General features: G+C 37.2%; 12 protein-coding genes. All 12 read right to left on the reverse strand.

The window, feature by feature from the left end:
- Nucleotide 1 precedes the first annotated feature (1 nt).
- A complete protein-coding gene (locus ACSVH9_RS06840; RefSeq protein WP_438063062.1) occupies nt 2-1003 on the reverse strand; it encodes a DUF2157 domain-containing protein in 1002 nt (333 codons plus the stop codon).
- Nucleotides 1004-1150: 147 nt separating this feature from the next.
- Nucleotides 1151-2431: an argininosuccinate lyase gene (gene argH / locus ACSVH9_RS06845; protein ID WP_438063063.1), complete on the reverse strand. Its 1281-nt coding sequence runs from the start codon at nt 2429-2431 to the stop codon at nt 1151-1153.
- 159 nt (nt 2432-2590) lie between these two features.
- Nucleotides 2591-3661, reverse strand: coding sequence for a M20 family metallo-hydrolase (locus ACSVH9_RS06850; RefSeq protein WP_438063064.1), 1071 nt, complete (start codon nt 3659-3661; stop codon nt 2591-2593).
- Between the two features lie 54 nt (nt 3662-3715).
- On the reverse strand, nt 3716-4492 hold the full coding sequence (gene argB / locus ACSVH9_RS06855) for an acetylglutamate kinase (protein WP_438063065.1): 777 nt from the start codon (nt 4490-4492) through the stop codon (nt 3716-3718).
- 9 nt (nt 4493-4501) lie between these two features.
- On the reverse strand, nt 4502-5476 hold the full coding sequence (locus tag ACSVH9_RS06860) for an N-acetylornithine carbamoyltransferase (RefSeq protein ID WP_438063066.1): 975 nt from the start codon (nt 5474-5476) through the stop codon (nt 4502-4504).
- A 64-nt stretch (nt 5477-5540) separates the two neighbouring features.
- On the reverse strand, nt 5541-6302 hold the full coding sequence (gene proB, locus ACSVH9_RS06865) for a glutamate 5-kinase (protein WP_024980771.1): 762 nt from the start codon (nt 6300-6302) through the stop codon (nt 5541-5543).
- Between the two features lie 101 nt (nt 6303-6403).
- Nucleotides 6404-7600 (reverse strand): glutamate-5-semialdehyde dehydrogenase, encoded by a 1197-nt coding sequence (locus ACSVH9_RS06870; protein WP_438063067.1) that lies wholly within the window; start codon nt 7598-7600, stop codon nt 6404-6406.
- 140 nt (nt 7601-7740) lie between these two features.
- Nucleotides 7741-8877 (reverse strand): aspartate aminotransferase family protein, encoded by a 1137-nt coding sequence (locus ACSVH9_RS06875; protein WP_438063068.1) that lies wholly within the window; start codon nt 8875-8877, stop codon nt 7741-7743.
- 83 nt (nt 8878-8960) lie between these two features.
- Complete coding sequence (argC, locus tag ACSVH9_RS06880; RefSeq protein ID WP_438063069.1) at nt 8961-9938, reverse strand: N-acetyl-gamma-glutamyl-phosphate reductase; 978 nt, start codon at nt 9936-9938, stop codon at nt 8961-8963.
- 218 nt (nt 9939-10156) lie between these two features.
- Nucleotides 10157-11356: an argininosuccinate synthase gene (locus tag ACSVH9_RS06885; RefSeq protein ID WP_438063070.1), complete on the reverse strand. Its 1200-nt coding sequence runs from the start codon at nt 11354-11356 to the stop codon at nt 10157-10159.
- Nucleotides 11357-11414: 58 nt separating this feature from the next.
- On the reverse strand, nt 11415-12032 hold the full coding sequence (locus ACSVH9_RS06890) for a GNAT family N-acetyltransferase (RefSeq protein ID WP_438063071.1): 618 nt from the start codon (nt 12030-12032) through the stop codon (nt 11415-11417).
- Between the two features lie 492 nt (nt 12033-12524).
- Nucleotides 12525-13706, reverse strand: a complete 1182-nt coding sequence (locus ACSVH9_RS06895) for a hypothetical protein (RefSeq protein ID WP_438063072.1) — start codon at nt 13704-13706, stop codon at nt 12525-12527.
- Nucleotides 13707-13811 lie beyond the last annotated feature (105 nt).

Here is a 13811-nt window from a genome sequence, read left to right on the forward strand (position 1 = left end):
TTTACTTGTTTTTTTGTTGTTTAAACTTTTTTACCGATTGAATAAATAAAAAGATAGAGCCTACGAAGTAAGCAGGAAACAAATAAATCAAAAGCTCCCATAATCCATTAAAATTAATAGCATCAATTACTTTAAATAAAAGCACATTGAAGCCTACATAACCGTAAAGTAAAGCGAATACAAAAAGTGAAATGGCATCATATTCTTTACTCATTTTGTAAAAATAATAAGTAGCTCCTCCTAAAAGCAAGGCAAATAGAAAACATATTGGAACTTCTTTTTCTGAAAGTTTGCTAATTGTAGCAATACAAATTAGATGTAGAGCGAAAGTCAGATAAATCAAATTAAAATGCATTTTCAATTTAATTTTTGAACTGTAAATGGTCCATAAAATAAGCAATAACCCTAAACCTATGGCAGAAAATGCTAGCGTGTCATTAGAATAAAATTCGGTATCAAGAACTTTCTGTGGAGTTACTGTCAGACCGATACAAGCTGCGAGACCGGAAACTGCAATGCTAAGGACACTTTTGTTATCAAAATAATAGGCATAACAAAAGCTAATAATAGTTGGGACAAGCGTTGCTATTCCATAATTTTCACCAAAGAGCGTATATTGAAATTGTAAATATCCGATGAAAATACAACTTAGAATGGCAATGAGTAAGACTAAATAGTCATAGATTGGATTATCAAAGACAACTTCTTCTTTATGAAATCCTTTTGCTTTTTTGAAACAAAAATAAAGACTAACGGCAATTAGCAAAAAAAGACAGATGATTATCACATCGTGACCAATAGAGTCAATGTTTTGATAAATTAGTATTCCAACTCCTGAGGTAAAAAGAAGCACTGATAAATAAAGCAGAAGTCTTAATTCAGTATGCAAAGAAAAAATGCCAAGTTTTTGATATTCTTCAATGGCACCTAGTTGTTTATTGGTCATAAAACCTTTTTCTTGCAATGTAGCAGCGATTTTACTCTTGTAAGTATTTGTTTTCATAATTTGGATTCTGGCATAATCAAAAATAAGATATTTGTTTTGAAGTCACATTAAAAGTATTCTTATTCTTCTTTTATTTTACAAAGAGCCCAAAAAAAAGCCGTTCTAACAGATGGTAGAACGGCTTTAGCTATTAGCATGTTTTTTTTAAAATGCGTTTTGCATTTTCTCTTTAATCTCTTTCAAACACAAATTATTAATACTTCCTTCGTGGGTGTGTTGGGTGGCTTTTGGTGATTGGTACCTGCCATTTTCTAATTGTTCTGCCACCGCTTTGTAGGCGTCTCTAAAAGGCATTCCTGCTACTACCATTTCGTTTAGGGTATCTACGGTAAATAGGTAATTGTATTTTGGGTCGGCTAGAATATTGTCTTTTACCTTGATGTCTTTAATAGAAAAAATGGCAATATCCAAGCAGGCTTTTAGATTTTGGATAGCGGGAAATAATCCTTCTTTCAATAATTGAAATTCACGGTGATAGCCACTAGGAAGGTTATTAGTGATTAAAGTGATTTCATAAGGTAAGGCTTGAATTTTATTGCATTTTCCACGGATTAGTTCAAAAACATCGGGGTTTTTTTTATGAGGCATAATGCTTGAACCAGTGGTTAGATGTGCTGGCAAACTAATAAAATCAAAGTTTTGGCTCATATATAAACAAACGTCCATAGAGAATTTTGCCAAAGTTGCAGCCACGCTACTCATAGCAAAAGCGACTGTTTTTTCGGATTTTCCACGGCTCATTTGTGCTGCCACGGAATTGAATTTTAAAGTAGCGAAACCTAGTTCCTGAGTAGTAAAGGTTCGGTTAATAGGGAAGGAGCTGCCATAACCAGCGGCGGAACCTAATGGATTTTGATTTACCACTTTCAGAGCGGCATTCAACATCGTGATATCATCTATCAAGGTTTCGGCGTAAGCAGAAAACCACATACCAAAGGATGATGGCATAGCAATTTGTAAATGCGTATAGCCAGGTAACAGTACATTTTGATATTGTTCAGCGGATTCCATCAACAAATCGAATAGCGTTTTTACTTGCTCTTTGAGTGCTATAACAACGTCTTTCAAATACAAATTGACATCCACCAACACTTGGTCGTTTCGAGAACGTGCCGTGTGTATTTTTTTACCAGCGTCGCCTAGTTTTTCTGTCAATAAATACTCGATTTTGGAATGTACGTCTTCAAAACTGTCTTCGATTTCGAAATCTCCTTTTTCGATAGCTGTAATTATCTCTTGTAAGGCTAAAACTAAATCATCAGCCTCTGTAGCATCCAATAATCCTATTTGAGCCAACATTTTAGCGTGAGCGATAGAGCCTAAAGCATCGTATTTGGCCAAAACCAAATCCAATTCACGGTCATTTCCTACCGTAAAATGTTCGATTTTTTTGTCGGTTGGTATTCCTTTTTCCCAGAGTTTCATATTTTTTTATTTTTCACAAAGCACTACAAAGGAGAACAGAGTTTCGCAAAGTGTCTTTATTAGATTTAATTTCTCGTTTTATTTTATTCCTAGCCCCGATAGTAGTGAAAATCCTTTTATGGCGGGGTTCGCCATAAAAGATTGTAACGGATAGCGGGATTAGCTCCTAAAAAAATCTGTCAATATTTTAATGTACAATTCAATTCCTTCTTCGATTTCATTGATGTAGATAAATTCATCTGCCGAGTGTGACCGCAGTGTTTCTCCTGGACCAAGTTTTAACGACTGGCAACTCAACACCGATTGGTCCGAAAGCGTAGGAGAGCCATAGGTGGTGCGGCCTAACGCGATTCCTGCTTGTACTAATCCGTGTGAAAGAGGAATAGAAGAAGCATTGAGATGCATAGAACGCGGTGTAATCTCAGCCTTCACTTGTTGACGAACGGTGTCTAATATTTCTGCATTGCTATAACAATCATTTACTCGAATATCGACTACTAAATGGCATTCAGCAGGTACTACGTTGTGTTGTTTTCCTGCGTTGATTTGGGTTACCGTCATTTTTACAGGTCCTAAAACTTCTGATATTTTTTCGAATTGGTAACTGTTAAACCAACTGATGATGGACATCGCATTGTAAATAGGATTGTCAGGATTATGATGCGCTGCGTGGCTTGCGGTTCCTTTTACGACTACATCCAAAACCAAAAGTCCTTTTTCGGCAATGGCGAGTTGCATTAAGGTAGGTTCACCCACAATGGCACAATCAATTTCTGGTAAATGTTTTAGTACGCTATTCAATCCGTTTTTGCCACTGCTTTCTTCTTCTGCAGAAGCGACTATAACCAAATTGTAAGGCAAATTTTCTTGAGCATAAAAATGAACAAAAGTGGCCAATAAAGCCACTAAACAACCTCCAGCATCGTTACTGCCGAGACCAAATAACTTCCCGTCTTTTTCGATAGGTTCAAAAGGATTATTGGTATAGCCTTGGTTGGGTTTTACTGTATCGTGATGAGAGTTGAGTAAAAGAGTGGGTTTAGCCGCATCAAAATGTTGGTTGTACGCCCAAATATTATTGTTTTCCCGCTCAAAGGGAATGTTATTTTGTTGAAACCATTGTTCAATTAAAATCGCTGTTTGTTCCTCTTCACTAGAAAAGGAAGGAGTCGCAATCAATGCTTTTAGTAAGGCGATGGCTTCTTGTGTAAGGGTTGTAATGGTTTTCAAAATTTTTAATTTAACCCTTTCAGAGTTCTGAATTCTGAAAGCGTTGTTAGTAATCTATAATGTTATACTGGTACAAAGTGCGTTGTTGTCTTTCAATAGTTTGTGATGTCCAATTTTTATTTTATGAACGCCTTTGGACAAGCTGTTAAAGCAATTGTCGAGTTTTGGAATCATTCCTGAATGTATGGCGCCTTCTGTTTTTAATTGGTCATACAGTTCTTTATTGATGTTTTCAATAACAGAAGTGTCGTCTTCTGCATCATACAAAACTCCCGATTTTTCGAAGCAATACGTCAAAGTTACTTCAAAAACTTCCGACAATGCAATGGCCAATTCACTAGCAATCGTATCAGCATTCGTATTTAATAATTGTCCTTGTTTGTCGTGTGTAATAGCACAAAAAACGGGTGTTATCTCGTTTTTTAGCAATGTTTCTAACAAAGAGGTGTTTACTTTTTGTACATCACCCACAAAACCGTAATCAATCGTTGGATGATTTCTTTTTGTGGACTGAATCAAATTGCCATCGGCACCCGAAAAGCCCATAGCATTAGTTCCATTTGCGTGTAATTGTGCTACGATATTTTTGTTGATTTCTCCCGCATAAATCATCACCACTATGTCTAGCATAGGCTGGTCGGTGATGCGTCTTCCATCTATCATTTGGGGGACTAAACCAATACTTTTCGCCATTTTGGTAGCTGATTTTCCTCCGCCGTGCACCAACACTTTATATCCTTCAATTTTTGAAAAATCGGCAATAAACTGTTCTAGTTCGGCTGGATTATCAATAATATTACCACCGATTTTTACTATTGTTAGTTGTTCCATTCTTTTGAATTAATACTCTAAACTTTTGGATTTATTAGGTAATCTTTTCAGTATTTTTTGTAAAACCAATTGTGCCGAATAGGTTCTGTTATGAGCTTGCTGAATCACAATAGAGTTTTCGCTATCAATCACTTCATCGGCTACAATCACATTGCGACGCACCGGAAGGCAATGCATAAATTTGGCATTGTTGGTCAACTTCATTTTCTTAGCCGTAACGGTCCAATTTTCATCGGTATTCGTCACTTTTCCGTAGTCGTTGTAATTGCTCCAGTTTTTGGCATAAATAAAATCAGCATTTTCAAAAGCTTTGTTTTGATTGTATTCTATTACCGAATCCTTGGTGATTTCAGGATTCAATTCATACCCTTCTGGATGTGTAATTACAAAATCCATATCTCTTTGCAGTTGCATCATTTCAACAAACGAATTGGCCACAGCCTGAGGTAATGCTTTTGGATGAGGCGCCCAAGTCAATACTACTTTGGGTTTGTGTTTGGTTTTGAATTCGGCCATTGTAATCGCATCGGCTAAGGATTGTAGCGGATGACCTGTTGCGCTTTCCATATTGACAATAGGCACAGTGGCGTATTTTACAAAACCATTCAACACCGTTTCTGCATTATCTTTTTCTTTATCCGTTAGTCCCGCAAAAGCTCTGATGGCAATAATATCGCAATATTGTGAAACGACTTCGGCGGCTTCTTTGATGTGTTCTGAGGCACCTTGATTCATAATTGTGCCGTCTTCGAACTCCAAAGTCCAACCTTCAGCACCAAAGTTCATCACCATAACATTCATTCCTAGATTGATGGCTGCTTTTTGAGTACTCAAACGCGTTCTCAAACTTGGATTGAAAAAGAGCATAACCAATGTTTTGTCTTTACCCAATCTTTGATTTTTTAGAGGGTCTTTCTTTATTTTAAGGGCTTGTTTAACCCATTTCTTTAGGGAATCGATTTCTTTTATTGAGGTGTAATTCATGGCTTTATCTTATTAGAATGCTGAATAAGCGGATTTGTAGTTTGTGATTTTTAGTGGCTCTAAGTTAAATAATTTTAGTGAAAGGGATTTCATTCCGCAGTGCTTTCCGCATAAAATCATCTTCTAGTCCATTCACAATCCAAGTCTCAATATTGGCTTTTTTGGCAATTGCTGCCGATTCTATTTTAGATTGCATTCCTCCAGTTCCGTGAGACGACTTTTTATCGCCAATTTCTTTTTCTAACAAAGACAAATCGGTTACTAGTTCAATCGTTGATGGAAGTGCATCGTTGATAGACGCTTTGGTGTAAATGCCATTGGTATTTGTAGCAATAATCAAAATATCTACATCTAACAATACGGCTGCTAAAGCGGCTAATTTATCGTTGTCGCCAAACTTGATTTCGTCCGTGGCTACCGTGTCATTTTCATTGATGATGGGAATGTAATTGTTTTTAACCAAAACATTGATGGTATTCACGATATTGACTTTGGATTGTTCTTTCTCAAAATCAGAGTAGGAGAGTAGGCATTGTGAAATATGCAATCCTAAATCGCTGAAATTTTCGTGATAAATACGCATCAAATGGGGTTGCCCAATAGATGCCAAGGCTTGTTTTACAAAGACTTCTTGGTCATTATTGTCTAGCTTAACAAACTGTTTGGCAGCGGCAATCGCCCCAGAACTCACAATAATGAATTCGTATTGGTCTTGTAAGGCGGCAATTTGCATTCCAATATCCTCAATCTTTCCTCTCGAGATATGATTGGTTTCCTTGGTTAAGGTATTGCTGCCTAATTTTAATAATATTCTTTTTTTTGTCATCTTTTTAACCGCAAAGGGCGCAAATTTTTTATAATTGGAACGATTAAAACGCAACGTTCGCAAATCTTTCGTCTAAAATCTATAATCTCAATTCTGCCATCTTATCTGACTTGTCCTTCTCCGTAAATATACCATTTATTGGTGACCAAATGTTGTAAACCAATTGGGCCGCGTTGGTGTAATTTGTCTGTGCTGATGGCTAATTCTCCGCCTAAACCAAATTGGCCTCCATCGGTAAAACGAGTCGAAGCATTATGATAAACGGATGAAGCATCAACGTTATCCATAAATTCTTGGGCTGTAGTTTCACTTTCGGTGATGATAGCAGCTGAGTGACCTCCGCAATATTTATTGATTTTAGCTATTGCTTCTTGATTAGAAGAAACAGAGCCAATTACAATCTTGTAATCCAAAAATTCTTCATACCAAATCTCGTCTGAATCAATTTGGGAAATTTGAGTTGCTTTGGCAATTGTGGCATCTCCCAAAACAGTCACTTTTCGTTCCTGCAAAGCACGAATTAATTGGTTAGCAAAGACTTCCCAATTCGGTAAATTAACATCAATCAATACTTTATCTAAAGCGTTGCAAACAGATATATTTGAGGTTTTTGCATTAATAATAACTGCCATTGCTTTGTTCAAGTCGGCATCGGCGTTTACGTACACAAAATTATTACCGCGTCCACTTACAATCACCGGACAAGTAGCGTGTTTTTTGGTGAATTCAATTAGTTTTTCACCACCACGTGGCACAATCAAATCGACTTTTTGAGTTGGTTTTTCCAAAAAAGCTTGGGTTTGTGCTCTATCATAATTCAGGTATCCTACCCAATCCGTTGCTACACCATTGCTTTCTAAGGCTTGATGCCAAAGACTTACAATCTTTTGATTCGATAATAATGATTCTTTGCCACCTTTCAAAAGGATTTTGTTTCCAGATTTGAAAGCAATACCACCAGCTTCAACTGTTACATCAGGTCGAGACTCATAAATAATTAAAATAGTGCCAAATGCAGCAGTCTTATTATAAATTTTAAGGCCATTATCGTGAACAAATTCGAAGCGAATTTTCCCCACCGGGTCTTCTTGACTGGCCAATTGTTGCAAGGACAAAATCATACCGTCAATTTTGGCATCATCGACCAACAAACGTTTTTCCATTGCCAAATCTTCTCCGGAATAATTGGCTAAATCTTGTTGGTTACTACTTTTCAACGCCGTTCGTTCCTGCGCTAGCAAAGCCGCCATCGTGGTTAAAACGGCGTTTCTCTTTTCGATGGTTAGTAGTGTATTCATAGTTTTTGGTTAGTTAATTTTTTGGGCGTGCCCCTCCCGATACTTCGATAGGCTCAGTAGGTCGGGTTTCCCGCTTCCCGATGAAAAAATCGGGACTATCTCTCACGCAGGGGACTGGCAAGGAATACTCACGCAGTTTCTTATTTCAATTCAGCCAACGACTCTTTCAAGGCAACGATAAAGGTATCAATTGCAGCTGTGGTAATGGTCAGTGGCGGTAAAATTCTCAATAAGTTTTTATTATTGGCACTTCCTGTGAAAATATGTTTTTCCACAATCATTTTCTTGCGTAAGGCGCTCACGTCAAAATCAAATTCAACGCCCAACATCAATCCTTTTCCTTTAACTTTGATGATTTCAGGCACTTGTTGGATGGCTTTCATAAAGTACTCGCTAACGGCATTTACATTGTCCATTAACTTCTCGCTCTTGATTACATCCAAAACGGCAATTCCAGCGGCACAAGCCAAATGACTTCCGCCAAAAGTGGTGCCTAGCAAGCCATAACTCGCTTTAAAATGTGGTGCAATCAAAATACCTCCAATCGGGAAACCGTTCCCCATTCCTTTGGCCAAACAAATAATATCCGCTTTGATGTTATGGTACTGATGTGCAAAAAACTTCCCGCTTCTTCCATAACCCGATTGTACTTCGTCTAGAATCAAAACCGCTTCGTATTGTTTGCACAGTTTTTCTAAGGCTTGGAAAAATTCAGTAGTGCCTTCATCTAAACCGCCCACACCTTGAATGCCTTCAATAATAACGGTGCACACATCGCCTTTTTGTAATTCGGTTTCTACCAAATCAATTTGGTTTAGTGGTAAAAAAGTAACTACTTGTTGCGCATTAATGGGCGCTACAATTTTTTTGTTGTCTGTTACCGCCACTGCTGCCGATGTTCTTCCGTGAAAGGAGTTATCGAAAGCAATCACTCTCGATTTTCCGTTGTGGAAAGAGGCTAGTTTTAGTGCGTTTTCATTGGCTTCGGCTCCAGAGCTGCACAAAAACAAAGCGTAATCATCATAGCCTGATAATTCACCTAGTTTTTGGGCTAATTCCACTTGTAATGGATTTTGGATGGCGTTAGAATAAAATCCAATAGCACCCAATTGTTCTTTTACTTTCGCCACATAATGCGGTTGTGTGTGACCGATAGAGATGACTCCGTGACCGCTGTATAAATCTAAATATTCCACACCGTTTTCATCCGTAATGGTGCAGTCTACTGCTTTTACAGGCGTGATGTTGTATAATGGGTAAACGTCGAATAGGTTCATTGTTGTTTTTTGTTTATGGTTTAAAGTTTATGGTTTAAGGTTACACGAGCAACTTTAAACTTTTAAACTTGAAACAAATTTTTTTAAAATCCACTTGGTTTCAAATGCAATCCGGTACTTTCGTCGAGACCAAAGAGCAAGTTCATATTTTGAATGGCTTGACCTGAGGCGCCTTTCACTAAGTTATCAATAACCGAAGTAATCAAAATGCGGTTGCCTTTTTTCATCAAACTAATGATGCATTTATTGGTTTGAACGACTTGTTTTAGATTGATGTTGGTTGTGGTTACAGTTACAAATGGTTCGCTTTTGTAAAAGGCTTCATATTTGGCTACGACATCTTCTAAGCTTTCCTCACAATGGGTGTACAAGGTGGCAAAAATTCCTCTTGGAAAATCACCTCGATTAGGAATAAAAAGCAATTCGTTTTTGAAATCTTCCTGTAATTGGTGCAAACTTTCGCCAATTTCTCCCAAATGTTGGTGTTCAAAAGCTTTGTAATGCGACATATTGTTGTTTCTCCAACTAAAATGTGAGGTTTCAGAAAGACTCACTCCAGCTCCAGTACTTCCCGTTGTGGCATTGATGTGCACATCGCTGTTGAGTAATTTGGCTTCCGCCAAAGGCAATAAAGCCAATTGAATCGCGGTGGCAAAACAACCGGGATTGGCAATGAATTGTCCGTTTTTGATGGCTTTTTTATTCAGTTCTGGTAATCCATATATGAATTTTTTGCCCTCAAAAATTGCGTCTTTTTCTAACCTGAAATCATTGCCTAAATCAATGATTTTGGTGTGGCTGGCAAATGTGTTTTCGGATAAAAAGGCTTTGGATTTGCCGTGACCTAAACACAGAAAAACAACGTTTACATTGGGGTTGATGGTATCTGTAAAGTTCATTTCGATATCGCCCAACACATCTTGATGCGCTACCGAAAGTGGTTTGCCCGCATTGGTAGTGCTGTACACAAAGTCGAGATTGGCGTTGGGATGAAACATCAAGATTCTGATGAGTTCGCCAGCCGTATAACCCGAACCGCCAATAATTCCAACATTAATCATAATTTTTTATTTTGTTTCACCGCAAAGACGCCAAAGCGCTAAGGGTTTGTTTTTAAAATGTAAGTTTGTTATTCAAAAGTTCCCGTTTTTTCTCTTTTAGCCCCGATAGTAGTGGAAATCCTTTGTGGGCTGGGGTTCAGCCTACAAAGATTACAACGGATAGCGGGAACTAATGTCTCCAAAAATGCCTGAACTTTCGCTCCTAATCAGTAATTATACTATTCGTAAGTTTCTTGATTCACAGATGAAAATATGTTTTGGGCATTGCCAAGAATTTTGATGAATCCTTTGGCATCGTCAGACGTCCAAGCATTGTTCATTTCGCCGTATTGACCGAAGCCGGTGTTCATTAAATCGTTTGGTGATTCGATGCCGTCTAAGCTGAAATGATATGGTTTTAAAGAGACCGTTACGGTTCCGTTGACTGTTTTTTGCGTGTCTTCTAAGAACGTTTCGATGTTGCGCATCACTGGGTCTAAAAATTGCCCTTCGTGGAATAGCATCCCGTACCAGTTGCCCAGTTGTTCTTTCCAGTATTGCTGCCATTTGCCGAGCGTATGTTTTTCTAACAAATGGTGCGCTTTGATGATGATTAATGGGGCTGCGGCTTCAAAACCAACTCTTCCTTTGATACCTATAATGGTGTCGCCCACGTGAATGTCTCTTCCGATGGCGTAAGCGCTTGCCAGTTTTTCTAAGGCTACAATATTATTCGAAGGCTTGTCGGTTTTACCATTTATAGCAACCAATTCCCCTTTTTGGAATTCTAAAGTTACTTTCTCTTCTCCTTCTTTTTGCAATTGCGAAGGGTAGGCTTCGCTTGGTAACGGTTGCCCTGATGTTAAGGTTTCTTTTCCGCCCACACTGGTTCCCCAAAGTCCTTTGTTGATAGAGTATTGTGCTTTTTCCCAAGAATAATGCACGCCGTTTTTGGCTAAATAATCTACTTCTTCCTGACGAGAAAGTTTTAAATCACGAATAGGGGTGATGATTTCGATTTCGGGAGCGATGGTTTGGAAAATTAAATCAAAACGAATTTGGTCATTTCCTGCACCAGTGCTTCCGTGTGCAATGGCTGTTGCTCCAACAGATTTGGCGTATTTTATGGCTTCGATGGCTTGAAAAACACGCTCAGCACTCACGGATAGCGGATAGGTGTTGTTTTTTAGGACATTGCCATAAATCAAGTATTTGATGGCTTTGTCGTAATATTTGTCTAGAATAGTAAGGTTGGCGTGTTTGGCGCTTCCTAATTCGTAGGCTCTGTCTTCGATGGCTTTTAACTCGGCATCATCAAATCCACCCGTGTTAATTAATACGGTATGTACTTCGAATCCTTTTTCGTTTTTTAAATATTTTAAACAATAGGAAGTGTCTAATCCTCCGCTATAGGCTAATACTACTTTTTTATTTTCCATTGTATATCTTTTGATGTTTTGTGTCTGACAAAACGTTGTTTTTTTATTTTTTGAACTATTATTTTTTTAAGAAAAGGGCTTGTTTGATTTCTTTTAAACGATTCCAAATCCGGACATTGAATGGGTGTTTCGGTGGATTTTTTTGTTTTTCTTTTGGGTCATACAGCATTCCGGTGCACAAACACATTTTGTAGTCTTTGCTTTTTAGAATTTCAAAATTGGTGCACGTTTGGCAACCTTTCCAGAAAGTTGGGTCGGTAGTCAATTGAGAAAAAGGAACGGGTTTGTATCCTAAATCGGAATTGATTTTCATTACCGCTAATCCAGTGGTGATACCGAAAACTTTGGCTTCTGGGTATTTTTGTTGGGAATACTCAAAAACGAAAGTTTTGATTTTTTTGGCTAATCCTAAATTTCTAAAGTCTGGGTGAACTATCAAACCTGAATGGGCTACGAATTGTCCGTGTTGCCAAGATTCGATATAACAAAAACCGGCGAATTTTCCATCGATTATGGCGATAACCGCGTTTTCGGTTTCCATTTTCTTTTGGATGTATTCTGGGGTTCTTTTAGCTATTCCCGTTCCTCTTTGTAAGGCCGAGGTTTCAATTGTATCACAAATTTCTGCAGCAAATGCATAGTGCTCTTTTTGTGCTACTACTATAGAAATATTCATTTCGGAATTCGATTTAGAGGTTAAAAATCGTTTGGTTCTTTTTTTTAAAGCAATCATAGTCAATGAGCTATTAAAAGTACCACATTTTTTCCAAATATTTTATTGTAAATAATTGAAATGTAGTTACTTATAAGATTATATTGAGTTTCAGTCAGATTTGAAACTCCATTAAAAAATGGATTTGATTTCAAAATGGTAAAATGAAAAAGGATAAAATATAGAAAATACTTTTTTGGAAACTATAGGCATAGCATCCGCACTTCGGGAGAAGCAGGAAGTAAATTTATCCGGTAGATAGAAGTTATATGTAAACTTGTATTTTTCATCGCTGCAAATTTACGATATAAAATTTTATAAAAAATCAAATTTTACTTAAAATTGTTAAATTTCGACAAAATTTATTTTTTAAAGCAAAAAAAGTGACTTTGAAAGTCAAAATCACTTTTTTTATGGTAGTACGGGGAAGAATTGTTTTTTGAAAAGCTACTTTTCTTATTCGAATCGGTTAGAATTCATAATATCTTTGATTTTTGACTTTAAATCTTCTCCTGTATCATACACCATTTGCTCTGTAGTAGGAAATGGAACAGCTCTACGGTCAAAGTTAGAATAATAGCTTTCATCAGAAGCTCTTCGGTCTCCTTTGTAGGTGGCATAAATATTTTCAAAAACAAATTCGCTAGTAACAGGGTAGGATTGAAGCAATTGATTGGCTTTTGTGGTAACAAATTCTACTTTAGCCGTTACTTGACACGTTTTTAATTGACGGTATTCATAGATTTGAACCGTTACTTTTTTGAAGTTGTCGACCAAGACCTCTTTGCCTTTTTCGTCTAACACTACTTTACCATTAGCATCAACTACTTTTTTGTAACCGTCTTTGATATCGCGTTCTTTGATGAATTCGCGCTCTTTGATTTGTTCTGGCGAAACCAAAATGTTTCTAAACAAAATCATCATAGAAAAGTCGTATTTGGTTCCTTTTTCAGGCGCATTGTGATATACAATCCAAGGATTATTCAAGCGATACGTACTAAAGTCCAACAAATCGGTTTGCAAACGTGCAGGAATTATCATATTGGTTTCGTTTTTGGTTTTTACCAAAACAAAATCGGTTCCTTTGAATTTAGCTTCGTCTAGTAATCGATTTACTTCTTTATAGTTAGGACTAATTTTATTGAGATATGTCAATTCTTCAAAAGCGTTTCTGAAATTTACTTTAGTATTGGTTTTCATCAATTGAAGCGCCTTTGTGTATAAGTATTCGGCTAGCGCAGCTTTAGTTGAAACGATTTGGCTGTTGTAATTTTCAAAAGGGAAAATAGCATTGCGTCCTTCTTTAATTAAAAACAAAGGAAGTACTGGTTTTATCTTTTCTTGGCGGTCGTGTAGCTGCACATAATAATTGTACAATTTTTCGATTTGATTGGGATTGGATTCAATATTTAACATTTGAATGTTGTTCAAATCTCTTTCTTTAGCTTTTGCAAAGGCTTCTTCGAGTAGGTAAACGTAGTCTTGTTTTCCCTTTTTGTCTTTGTTGGTTCTTAGGTTAGCCAAAGCGTTGTTAATGGCTTCATCATAATTTCCGGTGCTAACTAATTGTTGGGTTTGCTTTACTCCACAACCACTAATAATAAAAAGGAGGAATAGGATAAGAGTAGTTTTCTTCATATTTAATGTAATTTCTGGGGTTACGATTTGATTTTGGCTCTTTTTGGAGATGCCAAATATAGTGCCAAAAAAAATCCGACAATTCAATTTGTCGGATTTTATTTT

The organism is Flavobacterium sp. RSSB_23 (assembly GCF_051547145.1).
Classification (GTDB): Bacteria; Bacteroidota; Bacteroidia; order Flavobacteriales; family Flavobacteriaceae; genus Flavobacterium.